Source organism: Lentzea kentuckyensis, assembly GCF_002150765.1.
Lineage (GTDB): Bacteria > Actinomycetota > Actinomycetes > Mycobacteriales > Pseudonocardiaceae > Lentzea > Lentzea kentuckyensis.
The window spans coordinates 26,245-49,303 of record NZ_MUYM01000099.1; the positions used below are offsets into that span (position 1 = coordinate 26,245).

At 68.4% G+C, this 23,059-nt stretch carries 29 protein-coding genes and 1 pseudogene; 11 read left to right on the top strand and 19 right to left on the bottom strand.

The genetic code is table 11. From position 1 onward, the window contains the following. Window positions 1–64: 64 nt before the first annotated feature. Window positions 65–1,030: a quinone oxidoreductase family protein gene (locus tag B0F77_RS37065; RefSeq protein WP_086667711.1), complete on the bottom strand. Its 966-nt coding sequence runs from the start codon at window positions 1,028–1,030 to the stop codon at window positions 65–67. A gap of 70 nt (window positions 1,031–1,100) precedes the next feature. Here B0F77_RS37065 and B0F77_RS37070 point away from each other — a divergent pair, with 70 nt between their 5' ends. The 4 genes from B0F77_RS37070 (at window position 1,101) to B0F77_RS37085 (ending at window position 2,473) form a co-directional block, all read left to right on the top strand. After that, a complete protein-coding gene (locus B0F77_RS37070) occupies window positions 1,101–1,313 on the top strand; it encodes a hypothetical protein (protein ID WP_086667712.1) in 213 nt (70 codons plus the stop codon). Further along, on the top strand, window positions 1,310–1,753 hold the full coding sequence (locus B0F77_RS37075) for a guanyl-specific ribonuclease (protein ID WP_086667713.1): 444 nt from the start codon (window positions 1,310–1,312) through the stop codon (window positions 1,751–1,753). The genes B0F77_RS37070 and B0F77_RS37075 overlap by 4 nt, the downstream gene beginning before the upstream one ends. After that, a complete protein-coding gene (locus B0F77_RS37080) occupies window positions 1,750–2,013 on the top strand; it encodes a barstar family protein (RefSeq protein WP_086667714.1) in 264 nt (87 codons plus the stop codon). The genes B0F77_RS37075 and B0F77_RS37080 overlap by 4 nt, the downstream gene beginning before the upstream one ends. 100 nt (window positions 2,014–2,113) lie before the next feature. Then, window positions 2,114–2,473 carry a DUF2690 domain-containing protein gene (locus B0F77_RS37085; RefSeq protein WP_086667715.1) on the top strand — a complete coding sequence of 120 codons (360 nt, stop codon included), beginning with the start codon at window positions 2,114–2,116 and terminating at the stop codon, window positions 2,471–2,473. 10 nt (window positions 2,474–2,483) lie between these two features. On the opposite strand, the gene B0F77_RS37090 is transcribed toward B0F77_RS37085, so the two are convergent. Then, window positions 2,484–3,260 carry an enoyl-CoA hydratase family protein gene (locus B0F77_RS37090; RefSeq protein WP_086667716.1) on the bottom strand — a complete coding sequence of 259 codons (777 nt, stop codon included), beginning with the start codon at window positions 3,258–3,260 and terminating at the stop codon, window positions 2,484–2,486. Window positions 3,261–3,322: 62 nt separating this feature from the next. On the opposite strand from B0F77_RS37090, the gene B0F77_RS37095 reads away from it, so the two are divergent. Together B0F77_RS37095 and B0F77_RS37100 are read left to right on the top strand one after the other, a co-directional pair. Beyond that, window positions 3,323–3,940, top strand: a complete 618-nt coding sequence (locus B0F77_RS37095; protein ID WP_086667717.1) for a DJ-1/PfpI family protein — start codon at window positions 3,323–3,325, stop codon at window positions 3,938–3,940. After that, window positions 3,927–4,361 (top strand): MarR family winged helix-turn-helix transcriptional regulator, encoded by a 435-nt coding sequence (locus tag B0F77_RS37100; protein WP_245849144.1) that lies wholly within the window; start codon window positions 3,927–3,929, stop codon window positions 4,359–4,361. Before B0F77_RS37095 ends, B0F77_RS37100 begins: the two co-directional genes overlap by 14 nt. A 30-nt stretch (window positions 4,362–4,391) precedes the next feature. Here the strand turns inward: B0F77_RS37100 and B0F77_RS37105 are convergent, their stop codons facing one another. The 5 genes and pseudogenes from B0F77_RS37105 to B0F77_RS50760 form a co-directional block, all read right to left on the bottom strand. Further along, window positions 4,392–5,006, bottom strand: a complete 615-nt coding sequence (locus B0F77_RS37105; protein WP_086667718.1) for a hypothetical protein — start codon at window positions 5,004–5,006, stop codon at window positions 4,392–4,394. Between the two features lie 162 nt (window positions 5,007–5,168). Next, window positions 5,169–5,687, bottom strand: a complete 519-nt coding sequence (locus B0F77_RS37110) for a hypothetical protein (RefSeq protein ID WP_086667719.1) — start codon at window positions 5,685–5,687, stop codon at window positions 5,169–5,171. Between the two features lie 323 nt (window positions 5,688–6,010). After that, window positions 6,011–6,628 (bottom strand): response regulator, encoded by a 618-nt coding sequence (locus tag B0F77_RS50155; protein ID WP_245849150.1) that lies wholly within the window; start codon window positions 6,626–6,628, stop codon window positions 6,011–6,013. Next, window positions 6,625–6,933: a sensor histidine kinase gene (locus B0F77_RS50995; protein ID WP_425435775.1), complete on the bottom strand. Its 309-nt coding sequence runs from the start codon at window positions 6,931–6,933 to the stop codon at window positions 6,625–6,627. Before B0F77_RS50995 ends, B0F77_RS50155 begins: the two co-directional genes overlap by 4 nt. A 97-nt stretch (window positions 6,934–7,030) precedes the next feature. Next, a pseudogene (locus B0F77_RS50760) lies at window positions 7,031–7,486 on the bottom strand (histidine kinase); the annotation flags it as partial. 340 nt (window positions 7,487–7,826) lie between these two features. Here B0F77_RS50760 and B0F77_RS48225 point away from each other — a divergent pair. After that, window positions 7,827–8,003: a hypothetical protein gene (locus tag B0F77_RS48225; RefSeq protein ID WP_158102926.1), complete on the top strand. Its 177-nt coding sequence runs from the start codon at window positions 7,827–7,829 to the stop codon at window positions 8,001–8,003. On the opposite strand, the gene B0F77_RS37120 is transcribed toward B0F77_RS48225, so the two are convergent. The 9 genes from B0F77_RS37120 to B0F77_RS37160 are packed head-to-tail and all read right to left on the bottom strand — an operon-like array spanning window position 8,000 to window position 16,187. After that, complete coding sequence (locus B0F77_RS37120; RefSeq protein WP_086667721.1) at window positions 8,000–8,695, bottom strand: sirohydrochlorin chelatase; 696 nt, start codon at window positions 8,693–8,695, stop codon at window positions 8,000–8,002. The two genes, B0F77_RS48225 and B0F77_RS37120, sit on opposite strands and share 4 nt — an antisense overlap. Beyond that, window positions 8,692–9,564 carry an ABC transporter permease gene (locus B0F77_RS37125; protein WP_086667722.1) on the bottom strand — a complete coding sequence of 291 codons (873 nt, stop codon included), beginning with the start codon at window positions 9,562–9,564 and terminating at the stop codon, window positions 8,692–8,694. Before B0F77_RS37125 ends, B0F77_RS37120 begins: the two co-directional genes overlap by 4 nt. Further along, window positions 9,548–10,324 (bottom strand): ABC transporter ATP-binding protein, encoded by a 777-nt coding sequence (locus tag B0F77_RS37130; RefSeq protein ID WP_086667723.1) that lies wholly within the window; start codon window positions 10,322–10,324, stop codon window positions 9,548–9,550. The genes B0F77_RS37125 and B0F77_RS37130 overlap by 17 nt, the downstream gene beginning before the upstream one ends. Window positions 10,325–10,344: 20 nt before the next feature. Then, window positions 10,345–11,394 (bottom strand): ABC transporter substrate-binding protein, encoded by a 1,050-nt coding sequence (locus tag B0F77_RS37135; protein ID WP_086667724.1) that lies wholly within the window; start codon window positions 11,392–11,394, stop codon window positions 10,345–10,347. 14 nt (window positions 11,395–11,408) lie between these two features. Next, window positions 11,409–12,749, bottom strand: coding sequence for a sulfate adenylyltransferase subunit 1 (locus B0F77_RS37140; RefSeq protein ID WP_086667725.1), 1,341 nt, complete (start codon window positions 12,747–12,749; stop codon window positions 11,409–11,411). Continuing rightward, window positions 12,750–13,748: a sulfate adenylyltransferase subunit CysD gene (cysD, locus tag B0F77_RS37145; protein ID WP_425435774.1), complete on the bottom strand. Its 999-nt coding sequence runs from the start codon at window positions 13,746–13,748 to the stop codon at window positions 12,750–12,752. It abuts the gene before it with no gap. Next, window positions 13,661–14,356: a phosphoadenylyl-sulfate reductase gene (locus B0F77_RS37150; protein ID WP_086667727.1), complete on the bottom strand. Its 696-nt coding sequence runs from the start codon at window positions 14,354–14,356 to the stop codon at window positions 13,661–13,663. Before B0F77_RS37150 ends, cysD begins: the two co-directional genes overlap by 88 nt. After that, window positions 14,353–14,511: a hypothetical protein gene (locus B0F77_RS37155; protein WP_030472080.1), complete on the bottom strand. Its 159-nt coding sequence runs from the start codon at window positions 14,509–14,511 to the stop codon at window positions 14,353–14,355. Before B0F77_RS37155 ends, B0F77_RS37150 begins: the two co-directional genes overlap by 4 nt. After that, a complete protein-coding gene (locus B0F77_RS37160; RefSeq protein ID WP_281252593.1) occupies window positions 14,508–16,187 on the bottom strand; it encodes a nitrite/sulfite reductase in 1,680 nt (559 codons plus the stop codon). The genes B0F77_RS37155 and B0F77_RS37160 overlap by 4 nt, the downstream gene beginning before the upstream one ends. 369 nt (window positions 16,188–16,556) lie before the next feature. Here B0F77_RS37160 and hemW point away from each other — a divergent pair, with 369 nt between their 5' ends. Next, window positions 16,557–17,765 carry a radical SAM family heme chaperone HemW gene (hemW, locus tag B0F77_RS37165; RefSeq protein ID WP_086667751.1) on the top strand — a complete coding sequence of 403 codons (1,209 nt, stop codon included), beginning with the start codon at window positions 16,557–16,559 and terminating at the stop codon, window positions 17,763–17,765. Here hemW and B0F77_RS37170 read toward each other — a convergent pair whose 3' ends face one another. From B0F77_RS37170 to B0F77_RS49330, 3 genes are all read right to left on the bottom strand, one after another. Next, window positions 17,766–17,975 (bottom strand): hypothetical protein, encoded by a 210-nt coding sequence (locus B0F77_RS37170; RefSeq protein ID WP_143467110.1) that lies wholly within the window; start codon window positions 17,973–17,975, stop codon window positions 17,766–17,768. It lies immediately after the preceding gene. Continuing rightward, window positions 17,941–18,894, bottom strand: a complete 954-nt coding sequence (locus B0F77_RS49325) for a hypothetical protein (RefSeq protein ID WP_211294220.1) — start codon at window positions 18,892–18,894, stop codon at window positions 17,941–17,943. The genes B0F77_RS37170 and B0F77_RS49325 overlap by 35 nt, the downstream gene beginning before the upstream one ends. Before the next feature lie 104 nt (window positions 18,895–18,998). Further along, complete coding sequence (locus B0F77_RS49330) at window positions 18,999–19,601, bottom strand: hypothetical protein (RefSeq protein ID WP_211294221.1); 603 nt, start codon at window positions 19,599–19,601, stop codon at window positions 18,999–19,001. Between the two features lie 227 nt (window positions 19,602–19,828). Here B0F77_RS49330 and hrcA point away from each other — a divergent pair, with 227 nt between their 5' ends. From hrcA to B0F77_RS37190, 3 genes are read left to right on the top strand one after another with little or no spacing between them, the layout of a single operon-like run. Then, a complete protein-coding gene (gene hrcA, locus B0F77_RS37180; RefSeq protein ID WP_086667752.1) occupies window positions 19,829–20,851 on the top strand; it encodes a heat-inducible transcriptional repressor HrcA in 1,023 nt (340 codons plus the stop codon). Between the two features lie 43 nt (window positions 20,852–20,894). After that, a complete protein-coding gene (gene dnaJ / locus B0F77_RS37185) occupies window positions 20,895–22,043 on the top strand; it encodes a molecular chaperone DnaJ (RefSeq protein WP_086667753.1) in 1,149 nt (382 codons plus the stop codon). Next, on the top strand, window positions 22,040–22,771 hold the full coding sequence (locus tag B0F77_RS37190; protein WP_086667730.1) for a 16S rRNA (uracil(1498)-N(3))-methyltransferase: 732 nt from the start codon (window positions 22,040–22,042) through the stop codon (window positions 22,769–22,771). Before dnaJ ends, B0F77_RS37190 begins: the two co-directional genes overlap by 4 nt. Window positions 22,772–23,059: the final 288 nt, after the last annotated feature.

Below are 23,059 nucleotides of genomic sequence, written 5' to 3' on the forward strand. Positions count from 1 at the left end.
TCACGCGGTTTGTCCGGACCCACCAATCAGGGAGCCGATTTTTGGCCAGATGGCTTGTTTACGGCTATCGGGTCAGCACGATCTTGCCGGCCGTCTCGCCGTCGAGCATCGCCTTGAGGCCCTGTTCGGCGTCCTCGAACTTGAGCTCGGCGCCGATCTGCGGCTTGAGGTCGTTGAGCGCGCAGAACCGGATCAGGTCGCCCAGCTCCTCGCGGGTGCCCATGGTCGAGCCGACGACCCGCAGCTGCAGGAAGAACAGCCGCTGCAGCTCGGCCGCGGAGGCGTCGCCGGACGTCGCGCCCGAGATCACCACGATGCCGCCGGGCTTGAGCGCCTTCATCGAGTGCGACCAGGTGGCCTTGCCGACCGTCTCGAAGACCGCGTCGACCCGTTCGGGCAGCCGGGCACCGGACTCGAACACCTCGTGCGCGCCGAGGGAGGTCGCCAGCGCGCGCTTCTCCTCACTGCGGCCGGTGACCCAGACGCGGAAACCGGCGGCGCGGCCGAGCTGGATGAGCGCGGTCGACACACCACCCGACGCGCCCTGCACGAGCATCGACTGGCCGGGGCGCAGGCCGGACTTCACGAACAGCATCCGGTACGCGGTCAGCCACGCCGTGCCCATGCACGCGGCCTCGGCGAACGACAGACCGGCGGGCTTGGGCAGCGCGTTGCGGGCCGGCACCGTGACGTAGTCGGCGAACGTGCCCTGGTGCTTCTCGGTGAGCAGCGTGCGCTTCGGGTCGAGCGTCTCCTCACCGGACCAGTTCGGGTCACCGATGACGGAGTGCAGCACCACCTCGGTGCCGTCGTCGAGCACGCCGGCGCCGTCGCAGCCCAGGATCATCGGGAACTGCTCGGGCTTGATGCCGACGCCGCGCAACGTCCACAGGTCGTGCATGTTGAGGCTGGCCGCCTTGACCGCGACCCGCACCCACCCGTCCGGAACCTCGGGCTCGGGGCGCTCGCCGACGCGAAGCGACGCCAGCGGGTTCTCAGGACTGGGTTCTGCTGCGTAAACGGCGAACATGGTTGGCAACATACCCAGCGTTGCCCTGGCCAAATGCCGTGACACCGGTCACGAGACTAGAGTCGGCGGCGTGGACTGGCTGGTGCAGTGGTGGGACGGGGTCGAGCTGTGGGTCGTGCAGCTGCCCGTCGCCGTGCAGTTCCCCGTCGTGATGATCGTGGTGCTGCCGGCCTGTCTCGGCGTGGCGCGCCTCATCGACAGGGTCGCGGACTGGGGAGCGAAGAACCCCGCGTCGACTCCTGAGCCCGAACCCGAGACCGAGTCGGAGAAGGTCGCCGCGTGAGTCCTGGTCGTCGCCTGACCGTTGCCCTGGTCGGCCTGATCGCGCTGGTCGTGGTCGGGTGGTTCGTCAAGGACAACGTCGCCAACCCCGAGACGCCGCCGACGAGCACCCCGCCGTCGGCCTCCCAGCAGGCCGTGCCCGGTGCCTCGTCGAAGCTGGACGTCCAGGCGCTGTCGAAGCTGCCGGTCGAGGCCGCGAAGACGTGGAAGCTGATCGAGGCGAAGGGGCCGTTCCCGTACCCGCGCAACGACGGCGTGACGTTCGAGAACCGCGAGAAGCGGCTGCCGCAGCAGAAGTCCGGGTACTACAAGGAGTACACCGTGCCGACGCCCGGTAGCCCGGATCGCGGCGCGCGCCGGATCGTGACCGGTTCGGAAAAAGAAGTCTTCTACACCGGCGACCACTATTCGACGTTCGTCGTCGTGGACGTGAGCAAATGAAACGGCACATTCTCGTTTCGGAAAAGCAGGCTGCCATATCGGCCATTGCGCAGGCGTTGGACTTCCCGGAATGGTTCGGGCAGAACCTGGACGCGTTGTACGACAGCCTGAGCGATCTCTCCTGGCTGCCCGAGGGTGAGTACGTGCTGGTCGTGCCCGCTGATCTGGACTCGTCCGTTTCGGGAGTGCTGCGTGACGCTGCGAAGCGGACCGCTGAATCAGGTGACCGGAAACTGCGCGTGATTCGCACGGATCGGTGACTTGGGCTGCGCTTCTCCGGTCCGGAGTGGACAGTGCAATCCCATGGGAACGCAATTCCGCCGCTTGAGCTGTGCGCTCAGCGTCGTTGCAGTTGTTGGTGTGCTTTGTCCGGCGGTCTCGTTCGCCGGTGACCCCGACTGCTCGCAGGAGGGGCCTTTCACGCCGTTCGAGACGATCGACGGCGACAACCCGGTGACCATGCAGAACGGCCGCGTGATCGAGCTGCGGGCGTCGAACAAGTCCAAGTGCGCGTGGGGCCGCATCTCCTACGGCACGCCCGGCGAGGAGATCTGGACCGACCGCAAGGACCCCTCGGCCAATCAGCACGAGGGGTTCCTGGGCTACACCCGGATCGACTCGGGTTCCGCGAAGTACACCGAAGCGTTCAAGAACGACGGCAAGGTGATGCGCGCCTGCGGTTCCTCGCAGGGCGTCATCGAGTGCACCGGCTGGTTCTAGCCTGCTGGTTCTAGTTGTCGGCCGGCGCCCAGGAGGGCTTGCGCTTCTCCTTGAACGCCGTGATGCCCTCCTGGCCCTCCGGTCCGCCGAAGTGCCGCGCGGAGAGCTCGAGCATGTCCGCGAAGACCTCGCCGAGGTTCGTGGACCGTTCCTGCCGCAGCATCTCCTTGGTGGCGGCGAGCGCGTTGGGCGCGCCGAGCGCGAGCATGTCGGTGTAGCGGCGGACCTCGGCGTCCACGCCGTCGACCGGCACGGCGGAGTTGAGCAGGCCGATCTCCTTCGCGCGCTGGGCGTCGAACGCCTCGCCGGTCAGGAACAGCTCGTGGGCCTGGCGGGGGAGCAGGCGCGGCAGCACGGTCACCGAGATGACGGCCGGCACGACGCCGATCCGGACCTCGCTGAACGCGAAGGTCGCCTCGTTCGCGGCGATGGCGATGTCGCAGGCCGCGACGATGCCGACGCCGCCGGCGCGGGCCGGGCCCCTGAGTGCGGCGACGACCGGTTTCGGACTGGTCCAGAGCTGCTCCAGGATCGCCGGGAACTCGTTGACGCCCTGGTCTCCCGCGCTCGCGCCGGCGGCCTCCTTGAGGTCCATGCCGGAACAGAACACGGAGCCCGTGTGGGTCAGCACGACCACGCGCACCTGATCGTCGCTCGCTGCTTGGCTCAGGTGCTCCTTGAGCTCCCGGCGCAGCTGCGCGGACAGGGCGTTGCGGTTGTGGGGAGAGTCCAGCGTGATCGTCGCGATGCCACGCCGCACCTCGTAGTGGACCAGCTCGTCTGCCATGCGGCTGACCTTAGCTGGGGCCGTTGTTGACAGCATGCTGTCGAATATGACAGCCTACTGTCATGACAACGCAGACGGTGTACCTCGGCCTCTACGACCAGCTGGCGGACTGGGAGTACGGCCACGTGGCCGCGCAGGTGAGCATCCAGCGGTTCCAGGCTCGGCCGGGGCGCTACGCGATCAGGACGGTCGGGCTCACCCTGGACCCGATCCGCACTCTCGGTGGCGTGCGAATGCTGCCGGACGTCGCGCTCTCCGACGTTTCACTGGACGACGCGGCGATGCTCGTGCTGCCGGGCGGCGACGGGTGGGAGAGCGGCGCGCTGGCTCCGTTCGCGAAGCTCGCACGGCAGTTCCGTGAGGCGGGCAAGCCGGTGGCGGCGATCTGCGGTGCGACGGTGGGGCTCGCGGCCGAGGGGCTGCTGGACGACGTGGCGCACACGTCGAACTTCCTTGAGGGACTTGGTTCTTACGGCGGCGCGGCGCTGTACCGCGACGAACGGGTCGTGCGCGCTGACGGCGTGATCACGGCAGGTGGCGCGAGCTCGCTGGAGTTCGCGCGAGAGGTGCTGGCGGAGCTGGAGACGTTCTCTCCCAAGACTTTGACCGCCTGGTACGAGTTCAACCGCGACGACACCGTCGAAGCGTTCGGGAAGCTGGTGGCGAGTGTCCAGGAGTGAGTCTGGCGACGTGCTGACCGACGTCGTGATGAGGACTTTCCGTTTGTACGGAGCGTTTCTCGACGCGGCCGAGGTGATGACGAAGCCGGTCGGCCTGACGGCGGCGTGGTGGCAGGTGCTCGGCGCGGTGCTGCGCGAACCGCTGTCGGTGTCGGGCATCGCCCGCGAGATGGGACTGGCCCGCCAGTCGGTGCAACGGATCGCAGACCTGTTGGTGGACAAGGGTTTGGCCGAATACCTGCCGAACCCGGCACATCAGCGGGCCAAGCTGGTGCGGCCGACCGACGAGGGTTACGCGGCCATCGAGCGGCTGCGGGAGGCACAGCACGAGTGGGCGAACCGCGTCAGTGCGCAGGTCTCGTTGGAAGACCTGCGCACGACGCTCGAAACCATGACCAAACTCGTCGCGGCTACGTCGTGATGCCCGGCAGGGGTTGGGGCATCACGACTTCTAGCCGATGGTCGTGGTCGTCAGCACCGGACTGGGGTCCGGGTAGCCCTTCGCGGCGGCGTTGATCGGGAACCCGATGACCGTGACGACGGCGGTGAAGGTGAGACCGGGCACGTCGTAGCTGGTGCCACCCAGCTTCGTGGTGATGGTGCCGGTGCCGCCGGCCTGCAGGTTGATCGTCACGGTGGGCAGCTCGAAGTCAGCCCCGCCCTTGATCGGCCCGGGCACGCTGAGCACGACGTCGTTGCCCTGCAAGGCGATCGTCGGCGTGCCACCCAGTCCCGCGCCGCCGGACAGCGAGGCGGACTGGAACTTCGAGTTGCCGGGCACCGGCAGCTTCAGCGCGAGACCCTTGATCTCCCGGACCTGCCGGCCACCGGCCTCGGACGGGATCTTGTTGGGCGCGGGGTCGATGGTGACCTTGAGGGTGCCGTTGGGCGCGACCGTCGCGGGAGCACTCGCGTCGACACCCTGGTCGAGCGTGAAGTCCGACGACTGCCCGGCGGCGCTCGCCCGAAGCTTGTAGGTGATGGTCTGCGGGGCCGCTGCTGACGCGTTGGTGGCGAACATCAGCATCGGTACCAGTGCGGCTGCTGCAATTCCGGCTAGCTTCATGACCTCTCCCCGATGAGTGGACGAGGGACATTTCCAGCACGCGGCGTAACCCTTGACTACTCATGAGTAGGTTTCACGTCAACAGTTCACAGTTCACATCGCCCGAACGGCGCTGCGGATTCGATCTTGTGGCGGCGGCCGGAAGTGGTGTCGTCGTGCGGGTCAGCGCCGGGTCGAGGTGCTGTGACCCAGCGCGCCGATCGCCGCCAGCACGAAGCCCGCGAAGAAGAGGCCAAAGCCCAGCGGCAGGTTGGGACCTCCGACGCTCGGGGGCGTGGGCCGGCTGGGGAAGCCCGTCACGGCCGGGGGCTGCAGGTCGACCGGCAGGTCATCGGGCGGGAAACCGGGCGGCAGGGCGAAGGTCGTGATGCCGGGCGCCAGGCGGGTGCTGAACGGCTCGGGCGCGTCCGGGGTCGACAGGACGCCGAACATGACGACTCCGATGCCCGCTATGGCCAGGAGGACGCCCGCCCACACGAACACCTTGACCCACGAAGGTGCCCCGGACAGGTCGCGGTAGCCGTGGTAGCCGGAACGGCGTCGTGAGCGCGAGAAGCTGTTGAAGTCGGTGAAGCCGTCGCGGTCGAGGTCTTGGATGTCGTCGGCGCTGCCGTCGAAGATCCCGTCACGAATGCTGTGATCGAACTGGTGTGGCTCGGACTGGTGTGGATCGTCGTTCACGTCGCCCCCGGTGCCGTTTGCGCGGTTGTTACCACGCCATGGCCCCGCGTCGTGGCGGTTCGGCGAATCAGGCCGGGGCGCTTCGGAGTCAGCGGTTGGGCTCAAATGTGCGATGGTGTTCCCATCGCCTCTGCCGCTAGGTGGAGGAAGTGAGCCTTGGTCCGGGTACCGATCACCAGTCGGTCCCGGCCGTTGGCCACGGGGTCCCGCGAGTCGAGCACCAGCCTGGTGACGCCGGCACCGATGGCGTCTTCGACCAGTAGCGCCAACAACTTTGATCGAACGTGCTCGCTGTTTCCCCCTGACAGATCTCGTCCGGGTGATCAGACCGGCGGCGGCAGCCAACCGCGGCTGATCGCCACTGTCACGGCGGCGGTGCGATCACTCACGTCGAGCTTGCCGAACACGTGCAGCAGATGGCTTTTGACGGTCGCCTCGCTCACGTTTAGCTCCCGGCTGATAGCACCGTTGGACAGCCCAAGAGCCACCAACGACAACACCTCCGCCTCCCGCACGCTCAACCCAGGCCGTTGCACAGCGCTCACGAGCTTGGTCGCCACCGGAGAGGCCAGCACCGTCTCACCACGAGACGCAGCCCGCACGGCCTCGATCAACTCATCGCTGGGCGCGTCCTTCAACAAATACGCCGTGGCACCAGCTTCGATGGCGCGCAGGATGTCGCCGTCGGTGTCGAACGTCGTGAGGACGACGACTCGGCTGGACGTCTGGGCAACGACCTGTGCGGTCGCGCAAGCGCCGTCCATGCCCGGCATCTTGAGGTCCATCAACACCACGTCCGGTGCGAGTTCCACGGCCAGGCGCACGGCATCGATGCCGGAGCCGCACTCGCCGACGACGGTCAGGTCGGGCTGAGCCTCGACGATCGTGCGCAGGCCGAACCGGACGACGGGGTGGTCGTCGACCAGCAGCACCCGGATCACGCGTCCTCCAGCCGGACCTGCACGCGGACTCCTTCGCTTGGGGCGGAACGGATTTCGAACAAGCCGCCGGCGTCGCGCACGCGGTCCCGCAACCCGTCGAGACCATAGCCGGGCGGGGTGTCCGGGCCGAAGCTGCGGCCGTCGTCCACGATCGAGAGCTCGACGCCGCACGAGTAGTCCAGCGACACGGTCACGGTCGAGGCGTGTGCGTGCTTGCGGACGTTCGCCAGTGCCTCCTGTGTGACGCGCAAGAGCGTTACCTCGCGGTCGGGCGGCAACGGGCGATACGAGCCGTGCACGGTCATCGAAGCCGTAAGGCCTAGTTCGCGGCCCAACCGGGAAGTGAGACGCTCCAGTGCGGCGGGTAGGGCGGCGCCGTTCAACTCGACGGGTGTGAGCGCGGATCTCGGCGAGGTTCTCGGCCGTGGTCTGCTCCGCGAGAGCCAGATGTCGGTCGCGCACAAGGGGTTCCGTGGCCGTTCGAGCGGCTCGCAGCAACAGCAGGACCGAGGTCGCGCCCTGGGCGAGCGTGTCGTGCAGGTCGCGGGCGAGCCGTTCGCGTTCGGTCAGGATGCCTGCCTCATGGCTGACGTCGGCCAGCGCAGCGCGCTGACGGCTCTGCTCGATGATCCGGGCGATCCACAGGCCCAGCATCACCGCGGGCATCACGCTGAGAAAGATGATCACCGCCGTTTCGGCCGAGGCCGCACTGAAGCGGCCGGCCACCAGCACCACGGTGCCGATCGACAGGGACGTCAGCGCGGTCGCCCAGATTGCCAGGCGAGGTTGCAGCAGCGACCAGATGTGCGGGTAGAGCGTGAAGAACAGCACCGACAGGGCGGGTACCAACGCGAACATCGCGATCACCAGCGGGATCGCGACCGCCAGGTAACGCACGCCGCGTGCGTCTCGGGTGAGCGGTGCTCCGACACGCCAGTACCAGACGCACAGCGCTGCCAGCAGCACCAGCGCGACGGGCTGAACGCGTTCTTCCGCGAGGACCAGTATGACGCCGACGAGCGCGAACACGGCGAAGGCGACGTGCCAGGCGACCTTGGTGCGGTCCCAGGCGTCTTCGGAGGACACCGGGAAACTGTGCGGCCACGCGCGCGAAAACACCAGTAGCCGGTCGACTGAGATCAAAACCCACCGGAACGTCGATGCGGGCGCACGCACTCAGCACCCAGGATTCTCGGCCATGACGAGAAAGAAGTCCGGTCTGGTCCTGCTGATCCTGTCGATGGTCTACGCGGCGGTGATCGCCCTGCTGGCCGTCGCCGAGTCGAGCGCGCTCACGGCCGTTGCGATCGCCGGGGGAGCGTTGCTCGGCATCGGCTGGGCGACGGTCGGTTACCTGTCCAACCAGAAGAGCTAAGCGGCAACCGTCTGGCGTGCCACCGCGGAGTCGTAACGGTCCAGCACGAGCTGGGCCACCTCGACATCGTCACCCAACGGGTGCGCCACCACGGCGTCACCTGCGAGGGACGCCACCTTGTCCGGCAGCAGACCCGGCGCGAGGAACCAGGACGCGACGGCGATCCGCGTCGCCCCGCGAGCCTTCAACCGTGCAACGGCGGTCGGCACGTCAGGCGACGCGATCGACGCGAACGCGGGCTCCACGCCGGCCCACCCGGACTCGCGCGCCCACCGCCGGGCGACGCGTGCCACGGCCTCGTTCGCGGGGCCGTGCGAGGACCCGGCACCGGCCAGCACCACGCCCAACGACCGGTCGCCGAACGAAACCCCGGCCTCGGACAGCCGTCGCAGGGCGGCCGACTCCAGCCGCGGATCCGGCCCCAGCACGTCCGTGACCACGGCAGGCATCCGTGACTCGGCAACCGCGGCCGGAACGTCGACCCGCGCGTGATAAGCCTTGCCCAGCAACAAAGGCACGACCACCGCCGGCCCGCGCAACACATCGCTCAACCGAGGCGCGCACAGGTCGAGGAAACAACCGCGGACGTCCAACTCCGGACGCAACGACCGCACGACGTCCAACAGAGCGTGGATCGACGCGGCCGATCGCGGATCACGACTGCCGTGCGCGACGGCGATCAACGGCGTCACAGCGCACCCGTCAGTCCACGGGCCCGCAGCACCGCGCGCTCCAACGGGCGGAACAGCAGCAGCTCGATCCCGATGCCCACCAACAGGATCAGGAAGATCGCCGCGATCACCATGTTGATGTCGTTCAACGACGACCCGTTGTGCAGGTACTGACCGAGCCCGACGCCGAGCTGGGGTGAGGTCGCGATGATCTCCGCGGCCATCAGCGACCGCCACGAGAACGCCCAGCCCTGCTTCAGGCCGGCCAGGTAGCCGGGCAGCGCGGCGGGCAGCAGGATGTGCCGTGCCGAAGCAAGCCGTCCCGCGCCCAGAGCGCGACCCACGCGCGGCAGCAGCGGCGGGATCTGGTCGATGCCGGCCACCAGGCCGTTGGCGATCGACGGCACGGATCCCATCAGCACCACGAAGTAGATCGTCGACGGCGTCACGCCGAACCACAGGATCGCCGCCGGAACCCAGGCCACCGAGGGAAGTGACTGCAGGCCGGTCAGCAACGAGCCGATCGCCGCACGCACCACCCGCACCTTGGCAACCAGCAACCCGAGCGGCGTCGCGATCAGCACCGCCGCGATGAACCCGAACACCGCGCGGTGCAACGAGGTCCACAGGATGCTGAACGCCTCACCGGAGGAGATCGAGCTGACCAGCTCGTTCCACACGTTGACCGGGGCGGGCAGCTGGAACTCAGGCAGGATCGCCGAAGCCCACAACGCCTGCCACACGCCCAAGAGCAGTGCGAACGCGATGATCGGTGGCACGCCTGTCTTCAGAAAACGGCGCCACAACGGCGGCCTGTATGCCTCTACGGGCACATCCAGCGCGTCGAGGCCGGCGCCGACCTTGTCGAGCGTGTCAGGAGGCGTGGCCACTGATGACCTCTCGCAGGTGGATGTTGATCTCGTCGAGCACCGTGTCGGAAGAGTTGGTCACGTCCCACTCGCGCACCACACGGCCAGGGCGCGACGAGAGCAGCACGACGCGCTCGCCGAGGCGCACGGCCTCGCGCACGTCGTGCGTGACGAAGATGATCGCGGTGTTCGTGGTCTCCCACACGCGCAGAAGTTCGCCCTGCAGCACGTCACGCGTGATGGCGTCCAACGCCGCGAACGGCTCGTCCATCAGCAGCAGGGCGGGAGCGCCGTCCGCGGAAACGGTGGCGGACGCCAGCGCGCGAGCCAGAGCCACGCGCTGACGCATACCACCGGAAAGCTCGTGCGGACGCTTGTCCGCGACGTCGCCGAGCCGCACCAGTTCCAGCAGCTCCAGCGCGCGACGCTTGCGCGCCAACCGGCCGACGCCGGCGAAGCGCAGCGCCAGTTCGACGTTGCGAGTAGCGGTGAGCCATGGCATCAGAGCGGGTTCCTGGAACATCACGGCCGGGCGCGACGTGTTGAGCCGCAGCTCACCCGACGTCGCGCCGTCCAGGCCGGCGACGATGTTCAGCAGCGTGCTCTTGCCGCAGCCCGAAGCACCGAGAAGGCACACGAACTCACCCGGCTTGACCTTGAGGTCGACGCCGTCGAGCGCCACCACGGCCGAGTTGCCGTGGCCGAACACCTTGCGAACGCCGGCCAGTTCGACGGCAGTGTCCACAGTAGACGAAACAGTGGTCTCGAGCGTGGCGGTCATGTCCGTGTCCCCTCGGAAAGTTACTTCTGGTCCAGTCCGGCTGCTTGCACCTGCGGCTTGCCCTGTGCCTGAAGAACCTTGTTCAGCAAGGTGAAGTCGGCATACCCGGCGACGTTCGCCGCCTCCTTGGCCACGCCCGCGGTCACGGCGTCCTTGGCGAGCTGCGGGAACTGCTTGGCCTGCGCGTCGGTCGTGAGCTCGATGTTGTCCCACGCGGCGTCGAGGATCTTCTGGCCGAGCTTCTTCGACGTGAGCTTCTCCAGGGCGGCGTTGACGGTGGTCTTGGCCTCGTCCTTGTTCGCCTTGGCCCAGTCGATCGCCGCGACGTGACCCTTCAGCACGGCCTCGACCGTCTCCGGGTGCTCCTGCAGGAACTTGGTCCGCACGATCACCACGGTGGTCGGGAACGCCCCGCCCTCCCACAGCGTCTTCTCGTCCAGCAGCACCTTGGCGCCCGCCTCGGCGACCAGGCGCGCCGACCACGGCTGCGGTGCCCACGCTGCCTGGATGTCGCCCTTCTTGAACAGGTCGAGCGACGCCGCGTTCTCCACGTTCTGGACGGTGACCTGGCCGGTGAGGTTCTTCTCCGCCAGGTACTTCTTCAGCGACACGTCCTGCGTGTTCGCGAGCTGCGGCGTGGCGACGATCTTGCCCTTGAGGTCCTCGATCGAGTTGATCTCGGGCTTCACCACGAGCTGCGCACCACCCGAGGTGGCGCCCGAGATGAGCTTCACCGCCTCGCCCTTGGACTTCGCGTAGGCGTTGATCGCCGGACCGGAGCCGATGTAGGCGATGTCGAGGGACTCACCCAGCAGCGCGTTCACCTCGTCCGGGCCCGCGTTGAACGTCTGCGTCGTGAGCTTGGTGTTGCCGAGCTCCTTGGCGAACAGGCCCTTTTCGACGCCGATCAACGCGGCGGCGTGCGTGACGTTCGGGAAGTACCCGAGGCGAACCTCGGTCGCGGCACCCTTGGACTGAGCGACGGGTGCGTCTTCGGTGCCGCGGCGGCTGCAACCGGACAGTGCTGTCAGCGCGATGAGCGCGATGGCGAGTGCGGGCTTGAGGTTCACGGGGATGAGGCCTTTCAGGGACCGGGGGAGACGAGGGCGCGGTCGTCCTGGGCAGCGATGTCGCCGCCCTCGGTACAGGTCTCCGCGTCCAACTCCGGCAGCGGGGCGCCCACCAGTCCGGCGGCGAGCGTGCTGCCGTCGGAGGCGTCGATCACCAGGAAGGACCCGGTGCGCCGGCTGAAGCTGTAGTCGTCCAGCGGAACGGGCTCCGCCAGCCGCAGAGCCACTCGGCCGATCTCGTTGAGCTCCAGCGAACTGGGGCTGTCCACACTGGACAGCGTCTGCTCGTCGAAGCGGTCGCGCAGGTCCGTGACCATCGCCTGCACGGTGCGCGTGCCGTGCTTGACCAGGACGCGGGCGCCGGCGCGAAGAGGCTTCTCCGCGAGCCAGCAGAGCGTGGCGTCCAGCTCGTCGGTGACGTTGGGCTCGTTGCCCACCACCGAGATCAGGTCACCGCGCGAGATGTCGATGTCGTCGGCCAGCAGCAACGTCACGGACTGCCCGGCCGCCGCCTCCGTCAGTTCGCCGTCAGCGGTGTCGATCTTCGTCACGGTCGAGCGACGGCCGGACGGCAGCACGACGATCTCGTCGCCCGGCTTGACCGTGCCCGCCGCGACCAGACCGGCGTACCCGCGGTAGTCGAGGTGCTCGGCGGTGCGCGGGCGGATCACGTACTGCACCGGGAACCGGAACGGCGCGTCGTGCGGGTCGGGCTCGACCGGCACGTTTTCGAGGTGCTCCAACAGGGTCGGGCCCTCGTACCACGGCGTGTTCGCGGACTTCTCCACGACGTTGTCACCGGCCAGTGCCGACACCGGGATCTCGACGACCGCGTCCTCGGTGTAGCCGAGCGCCGTCGCGTGCGCGGTGAACTCCTTGGCGATGCGGGAGAACGTCACCTCGTCGTAGTCCACGAGGTCGATCTTGTTGACCGCCAGGACGAGCCGGGGCACACCCAGCAGCGCGAGAACCGCCGCGTGGCGCCGGGTCTGTTCGATGACGCCCTTGCGCGCGTCGACGAGCAGGACCGCGAGCTGCGCGGTGGAGGCGCCGGTGACGGTGTTGCGGGTGTACTGCACGTGGCCGGGGGTGTCCGCGAGCACGAACGACCGCTTGGGCGTCGCGAAGTAGCGGTACGCCACGTCGATCGTGATGCCCTGCTCGCGTTCCGACCGCAGGCCGTCGACCAGCAGCGACAGGTCCGGCGTCGCGAGACCGCGGTCGGCGCTCGCGCGGTGCACGGCGTCGAGCGTGTCCGCGAGCACGGACTTGGTGTCGTAGAGCAGCCTGCCGACGAGCGTGGACTTTCCGTCGTCCACGCTGCCCGCCGTGGCCAGCCTCAACAGGTCGCTCATTTAGAAGTACCCCTCCCGCTTGCGGTCTTCCATGGCGGCCTCGGACAACCGGTCGTCGGCCCGCGTGGCGCCGCGCTCGGTCAGTCGGGACGCGGCGACCTCGGCGATCACCGCGTGGATGTCGGCGGCGTCGGACTCGACGGCGCCCGTGCAGGAGCCGTCGCCGACCGTGCGGTAACGAACCACCTTGCGCTGCAACGTTTCGCCGTCGCGCGCCGTGCCCCACGGGCCCTCGGCGAGCCACATGCCGTCGCGCAGGAACACCTCGCGCTCGTGCGAGTAGTAGATGTCCGGCAGCTCGATGCCCTCGCGCTCGATGTAGTTCCACACGTCGAGCTCGGTCCAGTTGGACAGCGGGAACACGCGGACGTGCTCACCAGCGCGGTGCCGGCCGTTGTAGAGGTTCCACAGCTCGGGCCGCTGGCGCTTCGGGTCCCACTGGCCGAACGCCGTGCGCAGGCTGAAGATCCGCTCCTTGGCGCGGGCGCGTTCCTCGTCCCGGCGGCCACCGCCGAAGACCGCGTCGAACTTGTGTTGCGTGATGGAGTCCAGCAGCGGCACGGTCTGCAGCGGGTTGCGGGTGCCGTCCGGGCGCTCTTCGAGACGGCCGTCGTCGATCCAGTCCTGGACCTTCGCGACCTCGAGACGCAGACCGTGTTGCGCGACAACGCGGTCGCGGAACTCGATGACCTCGTCGAAGTTGTGCCCGGTGTCGACGTGCAGCAGCGGGAACGGCACCGGCGCCGGGTAGAACGCCTTGATCGCGAGGTGCAGCAGCAGCGTCGAGTCCTTGCCGCCGGAGAAGAGGATCACCGGCCGGTCGAACTCGCCCGCGACCTCGCGGAAGATGTGGATCGCCTCCGATTCGAGGCGTCCCAGGGTGTCCAGTGCCCCTGCTTGTGATGTGACCGTCATCCGTGCAACCCACATTCCGTCTTCGACTGGCCGGCCCACCGGCCGCTGCGGGCGTCCTGCCCCGGCAACGGCTTCGACGTGCACGGCAGGCAGCCGATGGAGGGATATCCCTCCTGCACCAGCAAGTTCTCCAGAATCCCCTTCTCGCGGATGTAGGCGTTGAACTCGTCATCGCTCCACGGCGCGATCGGGTTGATCTTCACCAGGCCGTTGCGGTCGTCCCACTGCACGATCGGCGTGTTCGCGCGGGTGGGCGCGTCGACGCGGCGCACACCGGTGACCCACGCGTCGTACTTCGCGAGCTCGCGCCGCAACGGAACGACCTTGCGCAGGTTGCAGCACTTGGCCGGATCCGACTGGTACAGCAGGCCGAACTCGCGTTCCTGGTCCTCCACCGACTGCTCGGCCTCGGCGTTCACGATGCGGACGTCCGGGTACACGACCCCGACCGCATCGCGCACGCCGATGGTCTCCGGGAAGTGGTAGCCGGTCTGCAGGAACAGCACGTCGAAGTTCGGCTTCACCTTGGCGGCGAGGTCGATCAGCACCGCGTCCTGCATGTTCGACGCGACGATGTAGTTGTCGCCGAACGTCCGCGCGACCCACTCCAGCGCTTCTTCCGCGGTGGCGTCCTTGAGCTCCAGCTCCGCGGCTTCCGCGACGATCTTGAGGTCTTCCTTGAGATCGCTCACTTCTTCACCTCCTGCGGCAGGTTGAGCCCGACGAACGAGACCTTGAAGACGCGGCGGCACCCGGTGCACAGCCACGCGTAGCTGGGCTCCTCCTGCGGGCGGAGGTCCTCGTCACCGCAGTAGGGGCAGTAGAACGGCGTCGCGCGTTCGCTCATCGCAGCGAGCCTTCTTCCGCGCGGCCGACCCACTGCGCGAACCGCTCGTCGGTTTCGCGCTGGGCCACGAAGTTCCGCACCACGCGCTCGACGTAGGCGGGAAGTTCGTCCGCGGTGACCTTGTGGCCACGCAGCTTGCGGCCGAACCCGGCGTCGAGGCCGAGGCCACCACCGAGGTGCACCTGGAAGCCCTCGACCTGGTTGCCCTGCTCGTCCGTGACGATCTGGCCCTTCAGGCCGATGTCCGCGGTCTGGATTCGGGCGCAGGAGTTGGGGCAGCCGTTGATGTGCACGGTGATCGGCGCGGTGACGCCGTCGACGATGTCCTTCAGGTTGGCTTCGAGCTGCGTCACGAGGTCGAGGGCGCGTGCCTTGGTCTCGACGATCGCGAGCTTGCAGAACTCGATGCCGGTGCAGGCCATGATGCCCCGGCGCCACGGCGACGGGTCGACCTGCAGGCCCAGCTTGGCGAGGTCGCTCTTGAGCGTGGGGACCTCGGTCTCGGGCACGTCCAGCACGATGATCTTCTGCTGCGGCGTGAACCGCACGCGGGTGGAACCGGCGCGTTCGGCGACCTTCGCGACCTCGACCAGGATCGAGCCGGACACGCGGCCCGCGACCGGGGCGGCGCCGACGTAGAACAGGCCGTCCTTCTGCTTGTGCACGCCGATGTGGTCGAGCTGCTGGTCGAGGACCTCGGGCGCCGGGCCGTCGATCATCTTGCGCTTGAGGTACTCGTCCTCCACGACCTGGCGGAACTTCTCCGGGCCCCAGTCGGCGACGAGGAACTTGATGCGCGCGCGGTGGCGCAGCCGGCGGTAGCCGTAGTCGCGGAAGACGCTGATGACGGCTTCCCACACGTCCGGCACCTCGTCCAGCGGCACCCACGCGCCCAGACGCTTGCCCAGCATGGGGTTCGTGGACAGGCCACCGCCGACCCAGAGGTCGAAGCCGGGCCCGTGCTCGGGGTGGTTCACGCCGACGAACGCGATGTCGTGGATCTCGTGCGCGACGTCCTGGAGCCCGGAGATGGCGGTCTTGAACTTGCGCGGCAGGTTCGAGAAGCGCGGGTCGCCGATGTAGCGCTCGAGGATCGTGTCGATCGCCGGCTGGCCGTCGATGATCTCGTCCTCGGAGATGCCAGCGACCGGCGAGCCGAGGATGACGCGCGGGCTGTCGCCGCAGGCCTCCATCGTGGTCAGCCCGACCGCTTCGAGTTTCTGCCAGATGGTGGGAACGTCCTCGACCTGGATCCAGTGGTACTGGATGTTCTGCCGGTCGGTGATGTCGGCGGTGTCGCGCGCGTAGGTCTGCGAGATCTCGCCGAGCACCTTGAGCTGCTGGGTGGTCAGCGCACCGCCGTCACTGCGGACGCGCATCATGAAGAACTCGTCGTCCAGCTCTTCCGGCTCCAGCGTGGCCGTGCGGCCGCCGTCGATGCCGGGCTTGCGCTGCGTGTACAGGCCGTACCACCGGAACCGTCCACGCAGGTCGGCCGGGTCGATCGAGTCGAAACCGCCGTGGGCGTAGATGTTCTCGATGCGGGCGCGGACGTTGAGCGGGTTGTCGTCCTTCTTGCTCCGCTCGTTGGGGTTCAGCGGCTCTCGGTAGCCGAGTGCCCACTGTCCCTCGCCGCGACGCTGCTTGGCTCGCGGTGACGTCTGCGGCGGGACCATCGCCATCCTCCGGGATTTCGAGGCGCTTCATGCGCATGCGAGCCCAGAGGTGCTTGTGGTGGGGGCCTCGTCAGCGCACCAAGCGCCGACGGGAACAAATCAGCGCGCGGTTATGCCGAACGACGGCACATCGCGCTGGAGACACGACGGAAGTCGACGTGGCGGCGGGCCACGAGGCGGACTCCAGTCGAATGCATGACCTCAGTGTGCCTGGCGTCCAGTGCATGGTCCACCGCCAACCGAATGCTGGGATTGACGAGGGGAAGTTGACATCCTAGGCTGGTTTCACTCCGTAATGTGTCTGTCACCGACAGACACAACGCCTGGCTGGACACCGCCATCCGGGGCTCGTGGTGGACACTGAACGTCATGCCCTCCGCTTTGCCCGAAGGTGAGCCCGCGCCCGCCGACGGTTCGCTTCCCTCTTCCGCCCTCGCCGGCGTCGGCTCCCGCCCGTTCGGCATCTACGTGCACGTGCCGTTCTGCGCGACCCGCTGCGGCTACTGCGACTTCAACACCTACACGCCCGGCGAACTGGGCACCTCCGCCTCGCCCGAGTCGTGGCTGGAGGGCCTGCGCCGCGAACTGGACCTGGCCGCCTCGGTGCTCGGCTCTCCGGTGCCCGCCTCGACCGTCTTCGTGGGCGGCGGCACCCCGTCGCTGCTGGGCGCGTCGGGCCTGACTGATGTATTGGATGCGATATATCAGTCGTTCGGCCTGACACCGGACGCCGAAGTGACGACTGAATCCAATCCTGAGTCGACGTCACCGTCCTTCTTCGCCGGTATACGGGATGCGGGATACACGCGTGTGTCACTCGGTATGCAGTCGGCTGCACGCCATGTGCTGGCCGTGCTGGATCGCAAGCACACGCCGGGCCGGGCGCTGGACGCCGCGCGCGAGGCCCGTGCGGCGGGCTTCGAGCACGTGAACCTGGACCTGATCTACGGAACGCCGGGGGAGCGGCCCTCGGATCTCGCCGCCTCGCTGGACGCCGTGCTGGAGGCAGGCGTCGACCACGTGTCCGCCTACGCGTTGATCGTGGAGGACGGCACGGGCCTGGCGCGCCGGATCCGTCGTGGTGACCTGCCGATGCCGGACGACGACGTGCTCGCGTCGTCCTACGAGATGGTCGACTCCGTGCTGTCCGGCGCCGGTTTCTCCTGGTACGAGGTGTCGAACTGGGCGACCTCCGTCGAGGCGCAGTGCCGGCACAACGTCCTGTACTGGCAGGGCGCCGACTGGTGGGGCTTCGGACCGGGAGCGCACAGCCACGTCGGCGGGGTGCGGTTCTGGAACGTGAAGCACCCGGCGCGCTACTCGTCGCTGCTGGCCGAGGGCCTTTCGCCCGCGGCGGGCCGAGAGGTGTTGTCCGCCGAGGACCAGCGGGTCGAGCGGGTGCTGCTGGAACTGCGCCTCGCCTCGGGCCTGCCTCTCGACGTGCTGGACGACGCCGGGCGTGAGGAAGCGAAACAGGCGATCGCCGACGGTCTGCTCGAACCGCTCGACGACCGCTGCGTGCTGACCGACCGCGGCCGCCTGCTGGCCGACGCCGTGGTCAGGCGCCTGTTGCCGTGATCAGCGGGCGCGCAGGTCGTGCTGGCTGCGCACCTCGGTGATCTCCTGCCCGCCCTTGCGGTACGTCACGCTGCCCCACCACAACCCGTCCTCCCGGCGGGCCTGCTCCCAGACGACGGTGCCCTCCCACCACTCGTCGTCGCTGTGCACCAGGCACGCCTTCCCGGGCGGCTCCTCATCGGGCGGCCGCAGCCACACCACGTTGTCCACGTTTGGACCCTAGCGACCACCACCGACAGAAACGCCAGGGTCGAGGGACCTTGATGTTGGAGTAGCGGTCCCAGCCCTCCGAGATCCGCTTGAAGTACAGCTCGGCCTGCGCGGCGTCCACCACCCAGTTCCACTCCCCGGTCGGTGGTGCCGGATACGCCTTCACCTGTGCCGCAACGGTTTGTGCCTCGTCGAGCCCGGCCCAGATCGTGCGCGCGAGTTCGGCCGACGGCTGCTGCACGTAGATCCGGTAACCGAAGTACGCCCTGGCGACCGCCCGGTGCAGCCTGGCGGTCAGCACGGTCCGTTCGAAGTAGGACTTCAGCTGCGCGAAGTCGTTGGGGCGCAGCAACTTCCGGACGTGCTCGACGTCGCGCAACGACGCCTCGGCGAGCTGGACGCCGTGGTCCTTCTCGATGCCGATGTAGGAGAGGTGCTCCCGGGTCATCAGGTTGCCCGGCGTGACCCAGCCGCGGTCGAGCACGTAGCCGGCCTCGCGCCGCAGGATGCCGTCGGTCTTGCAGTGCGGCGGCGACAGGTGGTTCGCGACGTCGATCCAGTAGTGGAACTTCCTGTTCACACCGTGCCGCACGAACGTCTCGGGCGGGTCGATCCACTTGCCGGACACGCTGCGGTGATAGCTGGAGCAGTACGGGTCGTAGTCCAGCCGTGAGTGGTTCGCGCTGTTGCTGCCCAGCGTGTAGAGCGTCGACGTGATGATCTCTGGTGACCGGGCGAGCGCGCGGGCGATGTGAGGTGCGGCGAGAAGGCCGTACTTGCGGGCGGCGAACTCCAGGTAGATCTGGGCGTTCGAGGCGCCTTCGCTCGCCCGCTTCAACGCGAACAGGTTGATCTCGGTGGGCGTGCCCACGATGCGCGACTCGTCGTAGCGGTCGGTGCGGGCGACGTAGCCGATCACGTTGGGGAGCTTGCGGTAGTGCCGGAGCCGGTCGGCGTGCTCGGCGACGAGGGCGTTCGCGATCTTGCCCTGGCCGTTGTACTTGCCGGTGGTGTCGTACTCGATCAGCTCTCGGCGGGGTAGTAGCCGAACGTGCGCAGGTACAGCAGCATGCCGCGGTCGTCGATCACCGACGCGATCTGGTCGACGAGGTGCGCGAGCTTCTCCTCGGCGGTCTTCAGGCGCGTGGAGTGCTGGTTCTCGACACGGGCGCCGGTCTCGACGAACGTCAGGATGATCGAGTCCACCTGCGGCACCAGGTCGAGCATCGCGCGGTAGTCGCCGCGGAACCAGTCCCAGAACGCCGGGTTGTCGAGATCGATCGTGCCGCCGGGGCCGGTGCGGAACTCGGCGGGGTAGTAGGTCAGGTCGTAGAGGGCGTGGTCCCAGGCCGCGACCTCCCTGATGCCCGACGCGTGGGCCAGCGAGGTGAGCCGATTCACCTGCGCCTGTCTGCGCGGGTCGCGGACCTCCCGCAGGTCGTGCACCACCTCGTGGGACAGCTGCAGGTGGTTGACCCGGTACTTCCGCGCGGACGCGATCACCTCGTCGGCGCCGGCGTCGCTGTCCGAGAGGACGGTCCAGCCGCGGATCGAGTCGTGCGCCGCCGCGACGCCAGAGGGCGAGAGCAGCATCACCGCCAGGAGCAGACACCAGAGCTTGCGCATGCGCACCCCTCACTCGACCGGGGCGGCGGCGCCTCAACCCAACGGTCCGGTTGAGCCGTCGGTCAAGGGAAAAGGAGAGTTCTGCGGTGTTTACATCGCCCGGGCTGGCGCCCCGGCGCACATCGACGAGCGCCGTCTTGGGCTGCCTGCTCGTGAAAAACACAGCGGGCACCGGGCCGGAAACCGGCTGGGTAAACTCGGGAGTACGGGACACGGAGGTGAACAGCGTGAACGCCGATGAGCGTCGGTTCGAGGTGCTGCGCGCCATCGTCGCCGACTACGTGTCCAACCAGGAGCCCGTCGGGTCGAAAGCCCTGGTCGAGCGGCACAACCTGGGTGTGTCGAGCGCGACCGTGCGCAACGACATGGCCGCGCTGGAGGACGAGGGCTACATCGCCCAGCCGCACACCAGTGCCGGGCGCGTGCCGACGGACAAGGGCTACCGGCTGTTCGTCGACAAGCTGAGCGAGATCAAGCCGCTCTCGCAGGCCGAGAAGCGGGCGATCCGGAGCTTCCTCGACGGGGCGCTCGACCTCGACGACGTGATGCGCCGCAGCGTCCGGTTGCTCGCGCAGCTCACCCGACAGGTCGCGGTGATCCAGGTGCCGACCCTGTCCCGCGCCGCCGTGCGGCACCTCGAAGTGCTGCCGATCACACCGTCGCGGCTGATGCTGGTGCTGATCACCGACACCGGCCGCGTCGACCAGCGGATCGTCGAGCTGGGTGACGTCATCAGCGAGGAGCACACGGCCCAGCTGCGCGGGGTGTTGAACACCGCGATGGCGGGCCAGCGCCTGGCCGACGCCTCGGCCAAGGTCGCCGAACTGCCGGAAGAGGTTCCGTCGAACCTGCGCGACCCGATGCTGAGAGTCGCTACCGTGCTCATCGAGACGCTGGTCGAGCACCCGGAGGAACGCCTGGTGCTCGGTGGCACCGCGAACCTCACCCGCAACATCACGGACTTCCCCGGATCGCTGCGGCAGGTGCTGGAAGCGCTCGAGGAACAGGTGATCGTGCTCAAGCTGCTCGCCGCCTCCCGCGACCCCGGTCGCGTGCTGGTGCGCATCGGCGAGGAGAACGAGGCGGCTGAGATGCGCAGCACTTCCGTGGTGTCCATCGGCTACGGCAGCCGTGACAATCCGCTCGGGGGCCTGGGCGTCGTGGGACCGACGCGCATGGACTACCCCGGAACAATGGCGGCCGTCCGCGCGGTTGCCAACTATGTCGGTGAGATCCTGACCGGTCGTTGACCAGAAACTTCTTGCACTTGAGATGAACACGAAAGCGAACAAGGTGGCCAGGGATTACTACGGCATCCTCGGTGTCTCGCAGAACGCGACACAGGATGAGATCAAGCGCGCCTATCGCAAGCTCGCCAGGCAGCTGCACCCGGACGTCAATCCCAACGAGGAGGCCCGCTTCAAGGAGGTGACGGCCGCCTACGAGGTGTTGTCGAACCCCGAGAAGCGGCGCGTCGTCGACCTGGGTGGCGACCCGCTCGACTCGGGCGGCGGTGGCCGTCCTGGCGGTGACCCGTTCGCGGGCTTCGGCCTCGGCGACATCATGGACGCCTTCTTCGGCGCCTCGACCGGCGGCGGTCGTGGTCCGCGCAGCCGCGTGCAGCCGGGCTCCGACGCGTTGATCCGGCTCGACATGACGCTGGAGGAGTGCGCGGCCGGCGCGACCCGCGAGCTGACCGTCGACACCGCGATCCTGTGCGACCGCTGTCACGGCGCCGGAACCCAGAACAACTCCAAGCCGGTCCAGTGCGACACCTGCAACGGCCGCGGCGAGGTCCAGTCGGTGCAGCGCTCGTTCCTGGGCCAGGTCGTGACGTCCCGCCCGTGCCCGGTGTGCCGCGGCTTCGGCGAGGTCATCCCCGACCCGTGCCAGCAGTGCGCCGGTGACGGCCGCACGCGGTCGCGTCGCACGATCTCCGTGAACATCCCCGCCGGCGTCGCCGAGGGCATGCGCGTGCGCCTCGCGGGCCAGGGCGAGGTCGGCCCCGGCGGTGGCCCGGCCGGCGACCTCTACGTCGAGGTCGAGGAACACCCGCACGAGATCTTCGAACGCGACGGCGCCGACCTGCACTGTGTGGTGCAGATCCCGATGACGACGGCGGCGCTGGGCGCCACGTTGCCGTTGAAGACGCTGGACGGCGAGGAAGAGCTGGAGATCGACCCCGGCACGCAGCCGAACACGCAGCTCGTGCTGACGGGCCGCGGCATGCCGAAGCTGCGTTCCACCGGCCGCGTCGACGGCCGTGGCGACCTGCACGTGCACCTCGAGGTCGTCGTGCCCACCAAGCTCGACGCCGCGCAGTCGTCGCTGCTGCGCGACCTCGCCGAGTTGCGTGGTGAGAGCGAGCCCTCGTTGTCGCACAACGGCAAGGGCGGCGGCGGTCTGTTCTCCCGCCTGCGTGCCTCGCGCGGCCACCGGTGACGCTGCCGGTCTTCCTCGTCCCGGCGCTTCCGCCGGGCGAGGAGTTCGTGCTGGACGGCCCCGAGGGCCGGCACGCCGCCACGGTTCGCCGGCTGCGCGCGGGCGAGGAGCTCGTGCTGTCCGACGGTTCCGGCGCGCTCGTGCGGTGCTCGGTGGTCGCGGTGGAGCGCGATGCGTTGTCACTGCGTGTGGTTGAGCGTTCCGTGGAGCCCGAACCGACGCCGCGCGTCGTGCTCGCCCAGGCGTTGGTGAAGGGCGACCGCGGCGAACTCGCCGTCGAACTGGCCACCGAGGCCGGCGTGGACGGTGTGGTGCCGTGGCGCGCGTCCCGGTGCGTGGCGAAGTGGGAGGACGGCCCGCGCGGCGCGAAAGCGTTGGGGCGCTGGCGATCCACGGTCCGCGAGGCGGCCAAGCAGGCCCGCCGTTCACGGGTGCCGTTCGTCGACGAACCCGTGAGCACGACCCAGCTTTCCCAGCGCGTGTCGTCCTCGGCCCTGACGCTCGTGTTGCACGAGAGCGCGACCGAACGGCTGGCCGACGTTCCGTTGCCCGCGTCCGGCGACGTGCTGCTCGTCGTCGGTCCGGAGGGCGGGATCACGCCAGAGGAACTGGACGTCTTGCGATCTTCGGGTGCGCGGATTGTCCGATTGGGCCCAACCGTTCTGCGTGCATCTACCGCTGCGGCGGTTGCTCTTGGTGCGCTCGGGGTACTCACCGAGCGCTGGTGACCCCAATCACTCCGAAGGTGAACATCGGATGGATTGGCTTGACGGAAGTTGTAGCGAATCGCAGGCCGATGGGGTTACCCTAGTTTGCGGAGGGGCTGATTGGTCTATCCGTAAACGGAGTAGACCATTAGACCTTTCACACCAAAGGACTCGCCGGACACCTCCCCCCTCGGTCCGGCGTCGGCGCCTCGCGGCGAAGCGACCCCCAGGCTTCGGACCGCGAGGCGCCCCTTTTGGTTTTGGTGCAGGCTGCTCGGCGCTGGCGCGCCTTCGCTGCCGGCACCAAAA